13 protein-coding genes are annotated in these 20,561 nt (G+C 38.2%); 4 read left to right on the top strand and 9 right to left on the bottom strand.

The window, feature by feature from the left end; genetic code table 11:
• Positions 1-12: 12 nt before the first annotated feature.
• Complete coding sequence (locus LT090_RS05590) at positions 13-672, bottom strand: HEPN domain-containing protein (protein WP_068546521.1); 660 nt, start codon at positions 670-672, stop codon at positions 13-15.
• Between the two features lie 38 nt (positions 673-710).
• Positions 711-1,511, bottom strand: a complete 801-nt coding sequence (locus tag LT090_RS05585; RefSeq protein ID WP_068546519.1) for a hypothetical protein — start codon at positions 1,509-1,511, stop codon at positions 711-713.
• A 623-nt stretch (positions 1,512-2,134) separates the two neighbouring features.
• Between LT090_RS05585 and LT090_RS05580 the strand changes: the two genes are divergently transcribed.
• On the top strand, positions 2,135-3,040 hold the full coding sequence (locus tag LT090_RS05580) for a YeeE/YedE thiosulfate transporter family protein (protein ID WP_068546517.1): 906 nt from the start codon (positions 2,135-2,137) through the stop codon (positions 3,038-3,040).
• Between the two features lie 303 nt (positions 3,041-3,343).
• Here the strand turns inward: LT090_RS05580 and LT090_RS05575 are convergent, their stop codons facing one another.
• The 4 genes from LT090_RS05575 to LT090_RS05560 all read right to left on the bottom strand — a co-directional run bounded on the left by LT090_RS05575 (position 3,344) and on the right by LT090_RS05560 (position 7,617).
• A complete protein-coding gene (locus tag LT090_RS05575; protein WP_068546515.1) occupies positions 3,344-3,913 on the bottom strand; it encodes a hypothetical protein in 570 nt (189 codons plus the stop codon).
• Between the two features lie 640 nt (positions 3,914-4,553).
• Positions 4,554-4,760, bottom strand: a complete 207-nt coding sequence (locus tag LT090_RS05570; protein WP_068546513.1) for a hypothetical protein — start codon at positions 4,758-4,760, stop codon at positions 4,554-4,556.
• Positions 4,761-4,898: 138 nt separating this feature from the next.
• Complete coding sequence (locus tag LT090_RS05565) at positions 4,899-7,172, bottom strand: VIT and vWA domain-containing protein (protein ID WP_068546512.1); 2,274 nt, start codon at positions 7,170-7,172, stop codon at positions 4,899-4,901.
• Positions 7,156-7,617, bottom strand: a complete 462-nt coding sequence (locus LT090_RS05560) for a MerR family transcriptional regulator (RefSeq protein WP_068546511.1) — start codon at positions 7,615-7,617, stop codon at positions 7,156-7,158. Before LT090_RS05560 ends, LT090_RS05565 begins: the two co-directional genes overlap by 17 nt.
• Before the next feature lie 887 nt (positions 7,618-8,504).
• Here LT090_RS05560 and ahr point away from each other — a divergent pair.
• Complete coding sequence (ahr, locus tag LT090_RS05555) at positions 8,505-9,506, top strand: NADPH-dependent aldehyde reductase Ahr (RefSeq protein WP_068546509.1); 1,002 nt, start codon at positions 8,505-8,507, stop codon at positions 9,504-9,506.
• A gap of 548 nt (positions 9,507-10,054) precedes the next feature.
• Positions 10,055-10,966, top strand: a complete 912-nt coding sequence (locus tag LT090_RS05550) for a histone deacetylase family protein (protein WP_068546507.1) — start codon at positions 10,055-10,057, stop codon at positions 10,964-10,966.
• 296 nt (positions 10,967-11,262) lie between these two features.
• On the opposite strand, the gene LT090_RS05545 is transcribed toward LT090_RS05550, so the two are convergent.
• Positions 11,263-11,811: a DUF3750 domain-containing protein gene (locus LT090_RS05545; protein WP_068546504.1), complete on the bottom strand. Its 549-nt coding sequence runs from the start codon at positions 11,809-11,811 to the stop codon at positions 11,263-11,265.
• A gap of 396 nt (positions 11,812-12,207) precedes the next feature.
• Between LT090_RS05545 and LT090_RS05540 the strand changes: the two genes are divergently transcribed.
• Complete coding sequence (locus tag LT090_RS05540; RefSeq protein ID WP_068546502.1) at positions 12,208-12,741, top strand: hypothetical protein; 534 nt, start codon at positions 12,208-12,210, stop codon at positions 12,739-12,741.
• 224 nt (positions 12,742-12,965) lie between these two features.
• On the opposite strand, the gene pbpC is transcribed toward LT090_RS05540, so the two are convergent.
• Together pbpC and LT090_RS05530 are read right to left on the bottom strand one after the other, a co-directional pair.
• Positions 12,966-15,206, bottom strand: coding sequence for a penicillin-binding protein 1C (pbpC, locus tag LT090_RS05535; protein ID WP_082897168.1), 2,241 nt, complete (start codon positions 15,204-15,206; stop codon positions 12,966-12,968).
• Entirely contained in the window at positions 15,196-20,103 is a 4,908-nt protein-coding gene (locus LT090_RS05530; RefSeq protein ID WP_068546501.1) for an alpha-2-macroglobulin family protein, read from the bottom strand. Before LT090_RS05530 ends, pbpC begins: the two co-directional genes overlap by 11 nt.
• Positions 20,104-20,561 lie beyond the last annotated feature (458 nt).

Raw genomic sequence — 20,561 nt, 5'->3', positions numbered from 1 at the left:
ACCTTTTTATTGTTAATGTTTAACAACCGGATAAGTCGCCTCACCCCAAATCTCATTTGGGCTGTCCATCATAATTTCGATGGTAATTGGCACAAACTTTTGGAGAAAACTTACTGCGTCTCGCATTTGATCTCGATTGACATAACTGTTCCATGTTGCGCCGCCATGCATGGTTTGGTTTCGTAATGTATATAGCCTAGAAAAGATAACGCTTAGTGTTGTTTCTGTATTCTTATTACCGATTGCTTTCGTAGCTGCTGTGTTTGCAGCTTGAAATCGTTGCTTCCAGGTATCTTCATCAATTTTTTGATTTTGAAAATCCCAAAATGCTTGGAACACATATTGGTTATTCAGTAGTACTCGTATGCTTGAAGTGAATTCATTCCATATAAGATTATCAAGCTGATTTTTTGTATCTAAGGAGATCAACCTGGTTATAAAGTTTCTGAAGGTTTCTTGCTCTGTAAAACGTTTATGATCGTCTATTTCAAATGCATAGGCTGCGTTAAATGCTATCCATAAGAATATAAACTGTGCATCTAGATCATCTTGCTCTTTTTCAGCACGCTGTAACCAGCTTAAAGAACGGTGTACTCGTAACGCTAGATTTTCAGAATAGTTATCGCGCTCATTGCGATGACGGTGCTTAAGTGTAGTGAAGTTTTCAGTCATAAATGGGTTATTATTTATTATTCATTTAACCAGTATAGTTAAATGTATTTAATCGTCGCCTTAGCTGCCAAATCAGTGGCATTTTGTTTCATGTTTGATTCGGTATTTTTATAATATTGAACACGATTGGCTTCAGCTAAGTTTTTTGCTTTAACGTTATGCTCTCTTGTTTGTTTTAACGCTTCTTTTTGCTGCTCTAATTTTTCAATTTGTTTATCAATGGATTTAATTGATTCATCTATGTCGGTCGAGGCTTTTGCCCTGCTTTCGTTTTTAGGCATAGCTTTGTTTGAAGCAACGTTTTTCTTGGTAACCTTATTTTGTGTCGCAGCATTTTTCACAACATAGTTATTTGCTATGTCCTTGCTGATGCTTTGGTTGGGTATTTTATTGTTAAACGCGTTTGTAGCTTGATTGCGTCGCGTAACAGATTTAGAAACTGTGTTTTTAATTGGAGTGTCTGGCTTACGCATTGCAATAACGGCTTTACTCAAACCGCTAAAGAATAATTTTAAAATGAACTTGGCGATTTTAAATGGGATCATCACCATTAAAGCCATAACTAGTAATGGAAAAGTGATCGGAAAAAACAGTAAAAACCAGAACATAGAAGAAGACGCTTGTTGCTCCTCTTCTGTGTATCTTCGGTTTGAACTAAATGCGCCAAACAGCGCAGCAATACCTGCAAATTCTAAAAAGCTTAAACCTTCTTCAACGCCAGCTTCATGGTAATCGTACTCATCAAAGCTATCTTCATAGCGATATTCATGGCCGTCAAATTCACCGCCATTTAGTTGGTCACTGAAGAACTCGTCGTTAGGGTTATGCTGTGAACTCATAGGCTAATTAAGATTAATGAAACAGAGCGTACTAGGCTTGTTTCATTAATTTGCAACACAGTGCAAAAGACAGTTTTGTAAAGTAGTAAACAACATTAGGTATAAGGAATAAAAGTTTTGACGGCATGGCCGCGATAAAATTGATGGCTTTGTTTGATTTGATGTTTGATGAATATGGCATTTTAAACTCCTTAAATATGTTGTTGATGATTGTATTTTATAGAGTTTTTAATTTGATTCTGTTCTCAAATGTTACTGCATTTTGAAGAACAAACATGCTACAAGGCTTGTACTGTATGCTTGTTGCATTGTTTAAACAAATAAAACATAAAATTAACACCTTTTTAACGACACTCTTTTGCAATGTATTACATTTTGTTAACAGCTATTTCCAGGGAAAGGTTTACTATTAAACACAGTTAACTTTCATAGTTTTCCTCCCTGAAATGTATTTTTGCCTCGCTCCTTAGCGAGGCTTTTTTTTGTCCCAAAGAAAAATCATTCCCGATGATTTTTTGTTTATCAAAATGCCCCTATCCAAAGCACTAATTTAAACTTCAATCTAGTAAACAATATAAAGTTTGCTTTACTTAAAGCAGGCACATTACTTTTTAAGGTTGTTCATGTTGTTCGTAATCGCAATTACTCTAACTGCTTTGATTGGTTATTTAGCTCAAACCACAGGTTTATGTATGGTGCGAGGTGTAAATGAAACAATCAAAGGAAATCCAGAGTTTTTAATCGCTATTCTCTTAAGCGGCGTTCTTTCTTGGATTGCGTTTATAACTGCTGATATTTATAACGTGCAACTGGAATTGCCTGTGTATTCTGCTAGTTGGTGGTTTGTATTAGGCGGGATTGTATTTGGCTTAGGTACTGCTTTAAATCAAGGGTGTGGAGTATCTACTTTAGGCAAGTTGGCCAGAGGTGATTTAAACATGCTTCTGACTATCACAGGTTGGCTTATAGGTTGGTCTATTCTTTCATTCTGGCAACCAGAAACAGTACATGTTGAAATATTTCATAATAAGATTTTTGTTCTAGGAATATTAATTTTACTCACTATTTCTATAGTAACTTGGGCGTTACTAGGTGATAAAAAAAGGAAAACACTTTGGTTTTCAATGTTAGGTATTGGATTGTTGGCTGGTTTTTTATTTCTATATGAGCGTCATTGGACACCAAGCGGTTTACTTCGCGACGTAAGCAATGCGCTAATCCATAAACAACAGGTTTGGCCTTCGTTTGAACGGTATCTTACTTTTATTGCTTTAATTTTTGGGATGATATTTGCGGCGTGGCGCACGAAGAAATTTAAATTAATAAATATTAATTACAAATCTTTTTTAGTTCATACCGTAGCAGGTACTTTAATGGGAATAGGCGCAGCATTAGCGTTGGGTGGTAACGATTCGCAGCTATTAATTTCCTTACCTATATTCTCTCCGGCAGGAGCAACCAGTGTATTGTTTATGCTGATAGGAATTCGAATTGGATTATTTCTAAACCAATTTGTTATAGAGTACTAAAACTTTACTAACTATCAATGTCTCAGAATAGATGGTCGTTTGACAAATTAATTACTATATATTTCACCAGTTAACTTATAAGTTTAACAAAGAAATAGTTAAACTTTAGGATGAAAGTATTATCAACAAAAGTGGTGATGTCCTTATCCGTATCACTAATTATTATCTCCATAAAGTCAGAGCTAAATCCTAATACATCTTCTGTTTTCGGTAATAAATACATGTGATAAAAAGAATACGTATAAATATAGGTATAATGCTTTAGAAGTCATGTAAAGGTGTTTACTACAGTTTGTCTCTTTTTTACTCTAATAGCGAAAACGCCAATAAACCAGACTGTTTATATGTTAAAATTAGTAACTTCAATTTACTTTTAGCCACTCCGTCAGGCAAAAGCGCGATTTTTTTTTGAATCATTTGAACATCACTATAAGCCAATCTAACTCCATGCATTTCTAGAAACAAATTAACGCGTTCAACTGTAATTGAGCTAGACACTACCTTGGCATTACTAAGTAGCACTGTTTTTAGATTATAACTTTCTTTTAAACTTAAAATCTTCGTACGCACTAACGTATCTATGATGCTTTTTATGGATTCAGCGCATACTATATGCTTGAAAAGCGACGCTTTTCCATTCAAATCTAACCGATTCCATTCAACAGGTAACTTCCAAGCATCACCGCAATCAAAGCAGTGCCCACCAAAACGACTACCAATCGCTGCAGATGGCACAGTACTAAATTTTCCAGAGCCTCCACAACGTTTACAGTTGCTAGCTATCTTTCTCTGTTCTGCGCGTTCAAGAATAAATCCTAGGCTTAGTTTACTCGGCCGACTCACCAATTGAATTGGGATTATGCCTTTCATCATTTGACTTCCTCTCCTTTCATAATTAATAATTTTGGGGCTTTATTTAATTGATTAATTTAATACAGCTACATTGTAAGATAATCAAAAGTATCATTTGGGCATGCATTTATTTTTTACTCGTATTGATTATCTTTTAATACTTATGGTTTAATTAAGATTAATGAAACAAAGCTTACTAGGCTTGTTTCATTAATTTGCAACACAGTGCAAAAGACTGTTTGGTAAAGTAATAAACAACATTAGGTATAAGGAATAAAAGTTTTGACGATATGGCCGTGACAAAATTGATAGCTTTGTTTGATTTGATGTTTGATGAAAATGGCATTTTAAACTCCTTAAATATGTTGTTGATGATTGTATTTTATAGAGTTTTTAATTTGATTCTGTTCTCAAATGTTATTGCTTTTTAAAGAATAAACACGCTATAAGCCTTGCGCTGTATGTTTGTCGTATTGTTTAAACGAATAAAACATAAAATTAACACCTTTTTAACGACACTCTTTTGCAATGTATTACATTTGGTTAACAGCTATTTCCTGAGAAAGGTTTACTATTAAACACAGTTAACTTTCATAGTTTTCCTCCCTGAAATGTATTTTTGCCTCGCTCCTTAGCGAGGCTTTTTTTTGTCTTCGTTAAATTAACCTCGAACAAAATGTGCTGTTATATTATTTAGTCCAGATTTTTGATTGATTACCGCTATTTTGATTTGCTTCTCTAAATGCATAAGTTGAAGTAATAAATTTCCCTTCTTTATAGGTGACGTTTCAACTTTTAGTTTATTTTGATGCTCTAGTACTTTTTTTCTAAGTCGCGATAAATCGCAAGTTTGACGATAAGAGTTCATTTGCTTAATTACCTTTTAGCTAGTTTATTTGAACTATTTTAAGTCAATTATCAATTAACTGTTGGTATCAAAAATGTTCAATTATGACCAAACATGACTATGGTCATACCGGTATTAGTCGATATGACCGTTACTGCATTACGCTATATCAATTAAACGGTTTAACTTTGCAGGCTCTATATGATTTCCTTGGCAATTGTCGGTTAAGAACGTAACGATATGCTCATCTAATATCGAACCTTTAAGCACATTCAAGCGTAAAAGAATAGTTGCTATTGCACCGCTGATCTGCTCTTCATTCAGACTTTTTATAATATCTTCGATAGCCATTAGAATATTCTCAGGTAAACCAAAAATTTCTAAATCAAGCATGTTTGGAACTTCAGTATGCTGATTTATCGCATCTAAATGGATGTTTAGTTTAGTTAGAAACTCTAAAACTTCATCAACAGGATCAGCTTGTCTTCTTAAGAAAGCAGGTATATCAAAACTATCTGAGCTACTAAAAGACGATGATTTAGAATATCTTTTCAAACTACCTTGTTGAGCAGCTGGTGATTTCATACTGTAAGATTCCATAGGCATGCTCATGCAATGTGCATCTGCCATGTCTATATTTATATTTCGCTGCATCTCTACCTGCATTTGCGGTACATGCTTTAACTTTGGCATTTGGCTTTGCTTTTCTTCGCGCTCGGCAACCATGATAAAGCTGGTGTAGTCGCTAATTTGCTCATAGGTTTCTGCCAATATTTGTTTTTCGCTATGGCTTGCTTCAAACATACGTTGGGTCACAGTGATCGCGGTTAACGCTTTTGCTTGCATGCCTGTGGCTTGTTGCCAAGGTATTGTTTGTTGTGTGCTTTGCTCTTCATTCGCTTGTTGTAAACAAACCAAATCTCGCTCTGGTAATTCTTTACCCATCATATAAGCAATGCTTGGCATTTGATTTACAAAGCTTGATGGTAAGCTTTTCCAAGTGGTGTGCGGCACTTGTTCAAAGCGTTGCTTACCTTTTGCCGATTTCATCTGAGCTAACAACGTTGCGACTTTGTCAGCAATGTTTTCATTAGGGTTAACAAAGATTGCATAACCGCCCGTTTGTTTGGCTATTTCTGATAACAACGATTCATTCACTGAATTACCTAGGCCTAGCACTGAAACACGACAGTTACTTTCTTGGGCTTGGATAATTAACTTAAAAAGTTGCTCTTGGTCACGCCAAATTTCACCGTCGGTTAACAACAAAATATCACTTTGTTTTTGCTGTTTAGCATTTTCTAGTGTTCGTTTAAGCGCTTCGATTAATTCGGTGCCGCCTAAGTCTGCTCTAAGATTTGTAATAGCTCTGCGCAGCGTTGATTTGGCTTTACCGGTAAATGGCTGCCAGTTTGCCAATACTTGTTCAAAGCTACTGCCAAAGCGAAATAGGTTGATATTATCGTTGGCATTAAACATATCAAACAAACGCGCCATACCATCTCTGGCCTGCTCTATTGAATAACCCCTCATAGAGCCAGAGCAATCGACTAACAGTTGCACATTTGCGTTTTGTACTGCTAATGCTTGTTTGGCAGGAATCGTTGCCATTGCGGCGTATTCATTATGCTGGCTTTGGTTATTGTCAGGGCTTTGGCAATAAATCGCTGTTGCTGGTTGGTTAGGGCTAAGGGCAATATTGATCACAAAGTCTTGATCTAAGTAACCGTCAAATTGATATTCTTGGTTTGATAACGCCTTTAAATTAAATGCACTCTCTAAGCGCTGTGCTTGTAATGCGTCACCCACCTTTAAGGTACCTGAAAACGGATGCTCTACTAAAAAGTTAGTTTTGGGGGTATTAAACGGATCTAAGTGTGAACGGCCATAATTGTTGGCTATGACTGTTGGTAAATAATAACGTGCACTGCTTGGCGTTAACGTAAGCAGTGTCGCCAGTGTTAGTTCAAACTTAACCGTGTCATTTGGTGCTAGATTACCGACATTGATTTGAAATAAGCCATCTTGTATTTTTTCAACCAAAATAGACGTATCGCCATTGCTTACGGCTTCTTCATAATCATTTTCTGCTACGCTTTTGCCTTTAACCTGTCCTTGATATACCTCATCGTTTAATGCGGTTTGAAAACTGATAAAGCCAGCTTCTTTTGGCAGTGGGAATTGATATATACCTTCAATATTGTCATCGGTGTTGTTCACAAACTCTTGGCAAATAGTGGTTACGGCAAGTGGAAAGTAAAACTCAATGTGAGCTGTTACTGACGTTAATAAAGATTCGTTGTTTGTTGTGTTAGTCAAAGTGTCTGTTTCAATAAAATTTGGTTCAAGTGGATCAAGTATGATCGGCTTACGTGTCTTTTGATTTAATTTTCGTTTTAATGAATCTTTGATGTCTTTAATTAGGGTTGTCATTATCTTGTGCTGTCTCTTCTAATGTTGGCTTTGCTTGTACTATCTGCTCTAGCGCTTTAATGGTTTGTTGTGCCAATGCTCTTAGCTGCTTGGTGGTTAACTGTGCTTGATTAGCATCTATCTGCAAGGTAACTCCTTTGGCTAACATCACTTGGCTTACCACCGAAATACTGCCCGGCTCAGGTAATGGCTCTGGCGGTAAATCGTCAACGTCTGACTTTTGTAAAATTGCTTGAATTTTTTCAAGGGATAAACCGGCTTCTTGCCATTTTCGAATCGTTAACAGTTGCTCTAAATGTTCGTTGCTATAACGGGCAGTCTTTCGTGCACCTATTGGTGAACTCACCATTTCTCTTTGAATGTAATACCTCACCTTTCTTGGCGTTATATCGGCAAGTTGGCAAAGAGTATTTAGATCAAATGTCGTGTTACTGTCGTTGTGCATGCTTAAACCTAAGAGTTATGTCGTTTGTACTTAAGGGTTAATGTAACAAATGCTGAAATACAAAACAATTATTCAACACCTTTATTTAACACCTTTAGTGTTACTTAATTTATACGATCAAAATGGATCATGCAAGATCATTTTTAAAGATCAGTTATGGGTTTGTGCTAAGAGGCTGAATTTAAATAAGTTATAAAGGAATTATTTTTGAGTGCATTAAGCGTTGTAGCTTTGGGTTTTCGATCGAAAAAGCCAAATTAACAGAAGACTAACTTAAGATTAACAACAAACTATTGCAGTGTTTTACATTTGGTTAACAGCTATTTCCAGGGAAAGGTTTACTATTAAACACAGTTAACTTTCATAGTTTTCCTCCCTGAAATACTTTTTGCCTCGCTCCTTAGCGAGGCTTTTTTTTGTCTCGTACTTCCTGTACTCGCTCCTTCGGAGTGCTTCGCAAAGAAAAATCATTCCCGATGATTTTTTGTCTTGAATAAAATTAAATAGATTCCCGCGTGCGCGGGAATGACGGTTAAGGGAGATCCCCGCATGCGCGAGGATGACGGATCTTTGTTTTTTGGTTTAGTGAATTATTTATGAGATCCTGAAACAAGTTCAGGAAGTCGATTTTTATAAGGAAGTCGACTTCTTAGTTCCCCAGGCGCGAGGATGACGCAATGTTAGATTCCCACCTTCGTGGGAATGACGATAAGGCGTGGGAATGACGATAAGGCTTGGGGTTACGTATATTGCGATGGGAATGACGTAATACTTCGAAATTTAAAATACAGTGATCCGAATTATCATTAAAACTGTATTAATTAGCTTAAAAGTAACTACACTTATTCTATACCTAACTTATATATCTAATCATTCAAGGGACTATCATGTATAAAGCTTATGCGGCTAATCAGCCATCTTCTGCGCTAGAACAAATTTCTATTGAGCCTTCAGCTATTGGGGCACACGATGTCGAAATTGATGTGCAATATTGTGGTATCTGTCACTCTGATCTCAGTATGCTTAACAATGAATGGGGTATGAGTAGTTATCCATTAGTGGCAGGTCATGAGGTAGTTGGTACAGTTGCTCAAGTTGGCGATCACGTTACTCATTTAACGGTTGGTCAAACTGTGGGCCTTGGTTGGCACAGTGGTTATTGTGATACCTGCTCTAGCTGTATGTCTGGCGATCATAATTTATGTTACTCAGCAGAAGGTACAATTGTTGGTCGCCACGGCGGTTTTGCCGAGAAGGTAGTAGCAAATGCAAGTTCCGTTGTTGCCATTCCTGATGGGTTAGATTTAGCGACCGTTGGGCCGCTATTTTGTGGTGGTATTACTGTGTTTAATCCACTGGTTCAATTCGATATAAAGCCTACTGATAAAGTCGCGGTAATTGGTATTGGTGGTTTAGGCCATATGGCAATTCAATTTTATAACGCTTGGGGTTGTGAGGTTACTGCGTTTACTAGCTCTGATGATAAGCGTGAACAGGCGTTATCATTTGGCGCTCATCATACAATTAACTCTCGTGATCCTGACGCGATAGAGGCAGCCACTGGTCGATTTGATTATGTGATCTCAACAGTGAACGTCAAACTTGATTGGAACCTTTATGTGCAAACATTAAAACCAAAAGGACGTTTGCATTTTGTCGGCGCAACATTAGAGCCATTAGATCTGCAAGTGTTCCCATTACTGCTTGGGCAACGTTCAGTGTCAGCGTCACCGGTTGGCAGCCCAGCGACGATTTCTCAGATGTTAGACTTTGCTGCGCAGCACAAGATTAAGCCATTGATTGAAGCCTACCCTTTTAGTGAAATTAACGAAGCAATTGCAAGATTGGAAAGCGGCAATGCGCGTTACCGTGTTGTTTTAAAGTGGTAATAACAGGTTAAAGCTGGAAAGCGCTGAAATTTGGATGTTTAACATTGTTGTAACAACAAACTATTGCAGTGTTTTACATTTGGTTAACGGTATTTTTTCTAGATTCGTTTAATATTAAACACAGTTAACTTTTCATAGTTTTCCTCCCTGAAATGTATTTTTGCCTCGCTCCTTAGCGAGGCTTTTTTTTATCTCGAACATTATTAAATAGATTCCCGCCTTCGCGAGAATGACGAAAATGGTGGGAATGACGAAAATAGTGGCGGTGACGAATATTACGGGGATGACGATTAAAGCCCTATTTTGAATTAATTTAAAATATTGTGATCCAAATTATATTTATCACTGTATTACATAATAGTTAACCTAGTTTTGGCTTTACAGTTGGAGCGAAGTGTTGATTGACATATTTTCTAGCTTTGGAAATACTTCTGCCCCGTTCCCCGACGGGGCTTTTTTTTGTTTCAATAATTAATTTAACTTGCTCTGTAGTACTGTTAAATACTCTTTAGTACACTACTCTGGTGTTCATTTTAATTTAAGCGTCAATGAAGTCATTTAATATTCCGTTAGTGTTTCACCCTATTTATTCGCAATTAGAGTTGCCAGTTCGTCATCGATTCCCTATCGATAAATATCGTTCTATATATCAGCGCTTAAAAGACGATGGCGTTGCTGAAAGTGTTTTTAATACGCCACAGCGATTCAGCGTAGATAAAGCAAAGGCAATGCTGGATGCTACTTATGTTGATGAACTTGTGTCAGGGTCGCTTGGTGCAAAAGAGATGCGCCGAATTGGCTTTCCTTGGTCAGAGCAATTAGTAAAACGTACCTTTACCGCGGTTGGTGGTACATTGTTAACAGCTAAGCTTGCTGTTGAACATGGCATCGCGATTAATTTAACTGGCGGCTATCATCATGCCTTTGCCGACTTTGGCTCAGGGTTTTGCATGATCAATGATTTATACCTGGCGGCAAATAAAATGCTAGAAAACGACGATATTAATCGTGTTTTGATTTTTGATTGCGATGTCCATCAAGGCGATGGCACCGCTGCATTATGTGAACAGCGAGACGATATCATTACGGTGTCGCTTCATTGCGAAAAGAACTTTCCCTATCGCAAGCAAAACTCTAATTTAGATTTTGGTTTAGATAAGCACCTAGAAAATGAAGAGTATTTGCAGTCGGTTAAACAAGCCTTAGATTTAGCGTTAAATAGCTACGAGATTGATGCAGTCATTTATGACGCCGGCGTTGATATTCATCAACATGATGATTTGGGGTTGTTGAACGTTTCAACCGAAGGGATATATTTACGCGATAGACTTGTGTTTGATACGTGTAAGGACAGAGCATTACCTGTTGCCGCAGTCATTGGCGGTGGTTACCAGCGTGATATCGATGCACTGACCGAAGTGCACTATCAATTATTCAAAGCTGCATTTGATAGTCAATAATTCGTTATTAAGCTGTTTTGATTTGCAGCTTCGCAGCTATACTCCTTAGCACCTTCGCACCTCCTGTTAACAAGGTTTTAGGAACACTCTTTTGCAATCAATTACATTTGGTTAACAGCTTTAATTTTTATATCGGGTAGTATTAAACACAGTTAACTTTTTTAAGTTTTCCTCCCTGAAATGTATTTTTGCCTCGCTCCTTAGCGAGGCTTTTTTTTGTCTCGAACATCCATGTTCTCGCTCCTTCGGAGTGCTTCGCAAAGAATTTTATTTAGAAATATTTCAGATGGATTGTTCTAATTGGTGTTGTCAGCGTATCCACTACCTATTGCACTGAACGGTAAATCTAACTCTAGCTCAGGTACTTGCTTGCCAATCCAAGCAACAAAGGTATTGCTGTTCGGTCCAGGGAATACACTGTATTCATTCGCCCAAGGATAGGTTTGTATTGCCAGCTTTATTTTAGGTATTAGCTCTACTGCTTTATCGCCTTTAATCGATAGGATTAATTCAGGTTTGGAACCATACCAATAACGATCAGGCGTTTCGGTGTTAAATTCGCGGATTGCGGATAAGCCTCGCTTGACTTGCCAGCCTACAACTTCATAAACCGTATATTCATCGGCACCTTTATCTTTAATCGCAACCCAAGGGTGGACCGCAAACCAGCCACGCCAGCTAAAGGCATCGGCCGCATAGACTTCGATAATTGCACGATTATCTTCACTCGGTATAGAGGCAATGCCGGCAGGCTCCCTACTTGCCGTGCGCCAATCGTTATTGGCACAACCGGAGGTTAATAGCGTAACCGATAAAACAATGAATAAAGTGATTAAACGATACAACTGTTCATGTCCTTTATGCTTTGAGGTGAATATTCAGAGTATTACTATATCAATAATAGGATAACGGTTTATTTTAACAAGCCCGCTAAATAATGAGATTACGGCTTAAGGCTCTATTCTTTGTCATGTTTGCACTAGTTTGCACTAATTGGCACTAATTTGGCACTATGCCGCTAGCTTAGACAAAAGGTTGATGGCGTTTTCAAATCACCTTTTGTGCTCAATCACATTAGATTTTTACCAGCAAGTATAAAATTTTAATACTTTTAGTCGCAGTCAATGCTACTTTTTTTAATTGTCTTTCAACCACTTCCTAACTTAGTTAACAATAGCTTAACACTTAAACCAAAGACTCTAATACAGAGCCTAAACAAATAACTAAAGGCAGGGAATAAAATGAAATATTTTTTAATAATAATGGCCGCAATACTAAGTTTTAATGCGAGTGCCGAAGATAGATTTAGATTGAGCGTGTATCAAGCACCTATTGTGGAATTTAGTTATGACGACCAAGACGTAGAACTTGAAGATCAGTCTGCAACATCGATTCGCTTAACCGGTTTTAGCAACACGACGTTAGGAGGCCTCAGTAATTATGTCGAGTTCACTACATTAGATGATAAATTAGCAGACTCCCCATCACAGAGTGTTGAATATCATTCTCTAATGTTTGGTTTAGGTTTAGATAAAATTACCAATACTAGTCAAGAGCATATCGACTATTACTTTAATGCCGGCATAGGGCTTGGTATTGCGACGTTAGATTTTGATGGTTCTGAAACCAACCTTATTGGTGATTTATCAGCGGAAGTTGGACTGTTATTTTTTGACAAATTAAGCGTGGGGGTTGGCGCTAAATATCAGCAATTATTCTCATCAGAAAAAGAGTCTTTTTTGATCGGCAATGTGAGTATGACTTATTGGTTTTAATCTTAACTAAATAAATCGAGTTATTTATTGAACTAATGCATGTAACGAGCAGAGTTAACACAATCGTAACAACAAAGTATTGCAGCGTTTTACATTTGGTTAACAGCTATTTTCTGGGAAAGGTTTATTATTAAACACAGTTAACTTTCATAGTTTTCCTCCCTGAAATGTATTTTTGCCTCGCTCCTTAGCGAGGCTTTTTTTTATCTATTAATACAGCTCCATTAATACAACTCAACCACTATAGAATCACAACTATCGTTAAAACAAGCGGTGATTGTTTGTGGTCCTTGACCAAGTTGTTTGGTTTTAATGATGTTGTTTGGTAATAACCTGTCATTTAAATACCAATTGGCAAGATCGTTATTGGCGATTGCGACAAACTCGGTTTTACTACCCATAAACATTTGGCTATTGTCTTTAGGATGTAAAATGCTTACTCGTTGGTTTTGTTTTTGCAGTTTAAATTCTTTGGTTTTCATCCAATTTTGTAATACCTGTGGCCACTGATGAAGTTGCTCTAAACCGCCATTACTTTTAATGGTTAACGGAGTCTTACCTTTGATGGTATTAGCTGTTTTTAAATTAATGCAATCATCGTTATTCACATAATCTTGGCTTAATCCGCTAGGCCAGCAAATTGATTTACTGATAACTTGCTCAGGTTTATCGATACGCAGCACATCTTTGGGTAATAAATCAAAGACATCGAATAAAATAGGTCCAGCCTGTTTAGCACCAGTTTGACCGACAAATGGTGCGCCATCGGGTCTGCCAACCCATACGCCGACAGTATAATCATTACTTGTGCCGACCGCCCAAGCATCACGGTAACCGTAACTGGTACCTGTTTTCCAAGAGATCTGGCGATGATATGCCGCGGCAGCTCTATCTGGCGGGTCGATTTCGCTCAAGATCTCTTTGATGATCCATGCCGATTCTTTGCTAAGTATTTGCACACCAGTAAATGCTTGCTCCGTTGGTTTCTGCTGGGCTTGAGTTTTAGGAAAAATTAAACGTCCTTGACGTGATAGTGACGAATACAGCGCCACTAAATCAGTCAATGTTATTCCCGCGCCGCCAAGGGCAATACTTAAATTAGGTTGTTCGACGTTTAGGTGAACGCCGGCGTTTTCAAGATTAATAACAAAGTTTTCCGGCGTTAGCTTATCAAGCACCAGCACAACCGGTACATTCTTCGACATCTTTAATGCAACATCGACCGATACTGCGCCATCAAAACGTAAATCGAAATTCTTTGGCTGATAATCGCCAAAACGCATTGGTACGTCGGTTAATAAACTCTTTGAATGTATGATGCCGCTGTCCATCGCCATGCCATAAATAAACGGTTTTAAGGTACTACCCGGTGAACGTATCGCTCTGCTCATATCAACGTGACCAAAACGATTGTTATCAAGAAAATCAGCTGAGCCTTTATAGGCAATAACCTCCCCCGTTTGATTATCCATAACCAATACCGCAGCCGACAATCGACTATCTTGTGTTTGCATACGCTGACTAATGATACTTTCTAAATCCGATTGCACATTATGGTTAATCGTGGTGGTAATACTATTTTTCAGCGGTTGCTGCTGCTTTAAGTGCCTTGCCAACAAAGGCGCAAGCATCTTAGAAGACTTTCGCTGTCTTGATACTGGCTCTTGTTGATAAAAACTGGCGTTGTTTGAGTCAATTAAATTCGCTCGTTCTAAACGCCCTAGTACTTTATCTCTAGCACTTTTGGCTTTGTCAGGATTGATATCTGGGCGATACACTGACGGTCTTTGTGGCAATACAACTAAAAGTGCTGCTTCGGTTTTGGTAAGGTCTTTGGCATGTTTTCCAAAATAGCGTTGGCTTGCCGCTTGCACGCCTTCAATGTTTCCGCCCATAGGCGCATAGGTTAGATATAAACCTAAAATCTCATCTTTGGAGTATTTAAGTTCAAACTGTAATGCGCGAAATATTTGCTGCAGCTTACCTGCGTAGCTACGTTTATTTGGGTATAACAAACGCGCGACTTGCATGGTTAATGTGGAACCACCAGAGATAACACGGCCATTGGTCACGCGCTGTCTTATGGCGCGCGCCAATGAAAATGGGTTTACCCCCGGATGGTCATAAAAATGCTTATCTTCGTATTCAAGTAATGCATCCAAATAGAACGGACTCACTTGTTCAACCGTGGTTTCGATGCGATAAATGCCCTGCTTGTTGGCAAATTGACGAAGTAGTTCTCCCTCTTTGGTATATACCGTTACTGCCGCATCAGTGCGTTGATCAATGTTTATCGGGTAAATGGCGTTAAGCGAAAAGAAGGTAATCACTAAAACAGCCGTTAAGAACAACACAGCTCTAACCCCTTTATGCTGATATAAACGCTCATTAAACTTCATCATGCTTCCCGTTTTAGTGCCTGCTCTATCGACGCTTGCTATATATACGTTGGCTTTATTCGTCATCACTGAACATATTTTTCAGAGTGCCTAACATCGACTCTTCCGGCTTTTCGATGATGATCTCAATCGCTTTGACCGGCGCAGGAGCAAAAGCAAAACGCTCAGGGTTGTACATATCTTCAATATAACCTTTAGGCATTATTGCTTGTCCGGGAGTTTCTGCGCGGATCACATAGTGAAATTGATAGCTGCCGTAACGTCTAATATCAGCGGAAGCAATGAATCTATCGTTACGATATTCAACATGATTAGCTGTCGTATTAGTTAGTTTATTGCTAGCTAAAATGTCGTTGGCATCGGTAAAATCAGGGTTTTCAATAACAAAGCCAGATGGAATAAAATCAACTAACATGGCGTTATCTAGCTTTTCTTCAACATCGATAACCACACTAACAATAAGCTTTTCACCGACAGGGACTGGCTCACCATCGTATGTTTTACCATCGTGTGTTTTGATGGATTTAGTAAACGTTTTGGTTGGGATGGTTGAGCGCAGATAACGATTATTATTGTTATAACCTTTAGCGCGAATTTGAATAAACAGCTCATGTGCATTGGTGTTTTCAATCACCGTACCTATGCTAATTTTAGTATCACTTAAGCCCTGATAATTTTGAGTTTGAGAGTCAATATCAAGCGTAAAAGCTTTATCATTGCCTTTTGATAGCGCTATACCGGCCGTTACTAATGCGGTTTGCTCTTGCGTGCTTAAATAGTAACGTTTAGGAAGTGTATCTTGTAATTTCGCCACTAACTCATTGCGCAAACGGGTAATGTTGGTTGGCAATTTCATTTGTTGTTCAAGCTCTGAAATTATTGCCACTGTTTTGGCATAATCTCGAACCAGTGAGCCGTAATCGCCTACCCAATAATTATACTTTTCTCGTTGATAACGTTTAATGTTATCAAAATAGTACTCCGCTTTATTTACATCACCTAATAACAAGGCTGCACCAGCAATATGAGCGGCAGATAATGACGAATTTAAAGGCGTAATTTCTATTTGTTCAAGCTGGGCATAGCTTATTTTATTTGCTTTTGCTAAAACCCAAGCAGCGTAATAAAGTGCAGACGAACCTTCCGTCGCTTTGTATGAGCTAATGCGAGTCATCGCAGAGGACAACATTTTCGTTGGCACAATGTTTGGGTATTTTTGCGCGGTTTGAAATAGAAAATCGGTGACATAAACACTTAACCAAGGTTCTTCTTTGCCATATTTATTCCACAAACCAAAACCACCATTGGCTTTTTGCATTTTGGTAAGACGCATAACTGCGGCTTCTAGCATTTGCTCTGCAGACTTATTTTTAATAGACAGATCATAATAACGATAACGTTGACCACTTTTATCAGCCGCTTCTTCTTTAACTTTATCAAGAATTGGACTGTCGATTAACCAAGGCATTGCCTTCGATGTAGTTTGCTCAGCACAGCCATAAGGATATCGAAATAGCCCTGTCGCATATTCAAGCGGATCTAAAAACGGTACCGGCGAAAAGCTTAACTCGCCCATATCGCGTTTAATTGGCGATAAACCGTTCCAATATTGTTGATTAATGGCAAAGCGTTCACCTGGCGCTATAGTATGTGATGATTTTTTCGTTAAAATAGGCAATGGTGAACGCACTGGAATGGTCCAGCTTCGCGTTTGGCTAAAATCATCTGCTGCAATATTAATACTAACCTTGGCGTGATCATCAACATTTAACACATTAAACGGTACGGCCACCGATGCTCGTTCACCATCAGCTAGCTTTGTATTGATTTTGGTTTCACCATCTAGCACCAGCGTATCTGTTGTACTTACCGCCGCAGTGATGGTTTGGCTTTTGCCTGAGTTGTTGAACACTTCGAGCATTACTTGACTATTATCTCCTGGGGTTAAAAACCTTGGTACAGCAAGCTCTGCAACAATAGGTGAGGATATTTTTACATCTTTAGTTTGCTGGCCAAATTGCTGTTCGGTAAACACTGTAGCGACAACTTGTGCTTCACCGTTGTAATCTGGTAACTCTAACGTTACTTCCGCATTACCTTGAGCATCGAAAGCAACTAATTCACTCATTAAGGTGATAGTTTTACTTTCAACGAGGTTATCTGGTTTTTGATTTGCCATAGCCGCGGCGTCACCACCGTAACGATGCGTCAAAAATGAATCCGGACGTTGTTGGTAAATGCGTGAATATAAATCGACAACATCACCTGCGTAGCGACGTTGGCCAAAGAAGTGCTCGTTGATGTCTGGAACTTGGTATCCGGATAGATTAATGATGCCTTTATCGACAACAGATAGTGTTAACCATGCTTGACTTTGACTATGTTGCGGGCTTGAGGTTGAAATGGATGTACTGAGATTTTTCAGCGCATTAGTATTGATAACAAATTTCGTTTTCGTTAAAGGTCGTAATTCGCATTCATGACTAATGGAGACATCGAGTTTACGGTTTTCTCGATTCAATTTGACTGGTTTTACCGCAAACATTCTGCGCGGCATACCTCGCTCGTTGCCAACAAGCGTTGCGGTCACGTATAAATCATGACGATTTAAGTCTTTATCAATTGGAATTTGTATTGCTAACTCTTTATTTGAGCCTGATTTACTTTCTTGCTTAGCGCTTGATTTAGTATATTCAAATGTTTGTTGCCAATTAACTTCGCTAGATTCTAATGTTACTAACAAGCTACCGCTTAAATCGCCAATTACCGTCGCATTAATCGTATCGCCGCTATTATACAGTGGTTTATCAAACTTAAGTGTTAATTCATCAGGTTTAACTGGTTGCTGTGTATAACTGTTATTACCCCAACCTGCATTAAAGTTATATATGGTTTTAAAGCCGTCTTCATTGGTTGCAATTAAACGGTAATTTCCGTATTCAACATCCATCGAAACGCGCTCTGATTGCCCAGCTTTTAAGTTCACCGATTTAATTGATACCGGGCGCCATTCATTGTCACGATGTAAATCCCAGCCACCTGATTCACTGTAGGTCCAGTAATAACCACCGCGGTTTCGTTCTAAGGTGTAATCTAAGGTGCCTGGTAATAAGCTCTTGCCATCGGCAGCAATTAGCGCTAAATCAAATTGTACGGTTTGGAAATATTTCGCTTGCTCAAAAAGTGGATTGATACCGGCAATGGTTTGATCTCGCCAAATAAACACATCGTGCTTACGACTTACTGAAGCACCACCCGTTTCAAGCAGTTCGAAATTAAACGAAGCATTAACAGGTGCTTTAAGTTTGTCATCATTAATCAATGGTAGCGTTAAATTGGCATTGCCATTAGCGTCTAATTTAATTGGCTTAATATTTGGTAAGTCACGGCTGTATACAGTAAATCTTTGACCAACAAAATAGTCACTGTATTTACCTTCAAAGTGATTCACCGAATGGTAATAGGGGCTTATTTTTAGCGTGTTGCCATTGGCCGCTGCGCCAAATAAATAACGACCGTTAACTTTCGCGCCCAAGGTAGCTTTCGAGATAAGCTGTTCACTTTCAAGGTCTACCACCAAATCCATGCGCTCTGGCACAAACTCACTAACATTAAAAGCAAAACTGTTTAAGATCAGTTTACTGTTTTTATTAGGTTTAATTTGTGCTGTCCACTTACCTAGCACTGCCGACGATGATATTTGATAATCGGTACGATAATAGCCGGCGGTTGGCATTTTGGGATTTGCTTCGTTTGAGTTTTGACTAGCAGTTTCTATGGTAGTTTCATCAAGCCATCGACTCGAAACAATACGACCATCAGGTTGAACAAACTCTACGTATAGGCGTTGCTTGGCAACCGATTGACCATCGTCATCACGCAATAGGATATTCAGTGGTAAAGTTTCTCCAGGCTTGAATAAATCTCTATTTGAATAAGCGAACGCTTCCATTTCTTGCCAGTTATTGCCGGTAACAGCAAACGCTGATAAATCTAATGGCACCTCTTTTAATGGTAGATAACCAAAACGTTTACCGGCTTTTACCATTAATAGGTCAGAACTATTGGTTTTATATTTAAAGTTTCCTAAACCATTGGTTAGCTTGCCTAGTTTTATCTTTGAGCCATCTTGTTTAACAACATACACCGTCCCTTTGTTGATTGGCTGCTGACTTGATAAAGTTAGCACATTCACCGAAATACTATCGGCAAACACTTTCGCTTGAATGCCAATATCGGTAATCAATGCCTGCACTATTTTGGTGTCGTTATTATTCATTTGACCGCCACCTTTTATGCCCAGCACATACCAACCGTCAGTGAGTTCTTTTGGTAATTGTAAAGCTGTTTTAATGGACGCGTTTTTCTCTGCTTTAGGAATATCAAAGGATAAGGTAGTGATGCTTTTTAAGTACTTGGCATTGTCAGCCATTCGATAAGCTCGGATTTGTTGGTTGTAATACAATTTATTTAATATCTTTTCAGGTTCTAGCACTTGCAGAACTTCTACTGAAACGGTATCTAAATTGCTAACAGAAATTGGAATGGTTCGATAACTTGCACTTGGTATTACAGGGCCTTTGCTCAAAACTGTTAGCGTCGGCGCATATTCCGGAATAAATATTTCTTGTTTGCTGGCAACTGTGATTTTTTTAGCCCCTGTAACCGTTACTTCATAACGCTTACCTGCACTGACATTAGTGTTAATCATTGCCAGCTTATTGCTGTTTAAAAACCAACCCGAGGATAAGTCCTCTTTGGTTATTACATCGATTACTTTGACACCTGCGGTGCTAGCTGACTTTTCTGAAAATTGAACAATAAGCGCGGGCTTATTTTCATGGCTGTATGTACCGACATAGCTGACTTCACTAGCAACTGCGGTGAACATCTGTACCGATAAAATGACTGCAAGAGCTATGTTAATAGCGACAGACGAAGTAAGAGAAACGAAACGTTTCATAACAAATCCTTATGCGTTGAGGCATTTATAATTATTTGAGCAAATTCAATTTGCTTGAACACACATTGCAAATTAATAGAGATCTATTATGAGCGATGGTGATATAAATGTTGTGACCTAGTTATGACTAATTATGATGAATTATGACAAGCTCATATCTTGTCATAACCCAATGATTAATAAAACGTATTATAAATAGTAAACACAAAAATTTAGTCATTTTCTTAGTAATAGAATTGTGTAGTTAAAACTAAACGTTATTTCTATGAATCCTGCCTAGTTGACGAGAATATTAACGAATTTTTAACTACAAACTATTGCAGTGTTTTACAATTGGTTAACGGTATTTTTTCATAATTCGTTTAATATTAAACACAGTTAACTTTCATAGTTTTCCTCCCTGAAATGTATTTTTACCTCGCTCCTTAGCGAGGTTTTTTTTGTCTAATTTTCAACGT

Source organism: Thalassotalea crassostreae (assembly GCF_001831495.1).
Classification (GTDB): domain Bacteria; phylum Pseudomonadota; class Gammaproteobacteria; order Enterobacterales; family Alteromonadaceae; genus Thalassotalea_A; species Thalassotalea_A crassostreae.
The sequence above is the reverse complement of the archived record's forward strand: the minus strand, read 5'-3'. Positions and strand labels throughout refer to the sequence as shown.

Coding starts and splice junctions, on each gene's coding strand:
- LT090_RS05590 (WP_068546521.1), bottom strand. CDS start 672: ATGACTGAAAACTTCACTACACTTAAGCACCGTCATCGCAATGAGCGC.
- LT090_RS05585 (WP_068546519.1), bottom strand. CDS start 1,511: ATGAGTTCACAGCATAACCCTAACGACGAGTTCTTCAGTGACCAACTA.
- LT090_RS05580 (WP_068546517.1), top strand. CDS start 2,135: ATGTTGTTCGTAATCGCAATTACTCTAACTGCTTTGATTGGTTATTTA.
- LT090_RS05575 (WP_068546515.1), bottom strand. CDS start 3,913: ATGATGAAAGGCATAATCCCAATTCAATTGGTGAGTCGGCCGAGTAAA.
- LT090_RS05570 (WP_068546513.1), bottom strand. CDS start 4,760: ATGAACTCTTATCGTCAAACTTGCGATTTATCGCGACTTAGAAAAAAA.
- LT090_RS05565 (WP_068546512.1), bottom strand. CDS start 7,172: ATGACAACCCTAATTAAAGACATCAAAGATTCATTAAAACGAAAATTA.
- LT090_RS05560 (WP_068546511.1), bottom strand. CDS start 7,617: ATGCACAACGACAGTAACACGACATTTGATCTAAATACTCTTTGCCAA.
- ahr (WP_068546509.1), top strand. CDS start 8,505: ATGTATAAAGCTTATGCGGCTAATCAGCCATCTTCTGCGCTAGAACAA.
- LT090_RS05550 (WP_068546507.1), top strand. CDS start 10,055: ATGAAGTCATTTAATATTCCGTTAGTGTTTCACCCTATTTATTCGCAA.
- LT090_RS05540 (WP_068546502.1), top strand. CDS start 12,208: ATGAAATATTTTTTAATAATAATGGCCGCAATACTAAGTTTTAATGCG.
- pbpC (WP_082897168.1), bottom strand. CDS start 15,206: ATGACGAATAAAGCCAACGTATATATAGCAAGCGTCGATAGAGCAGGC.
- LT090_RS05530 (WP_068546501.1), bottom strand. CDS start 20,103: ATGAAACGTTTCGTTTCTCTTACTTCGTCTGTCGCTATTAACATAGCT.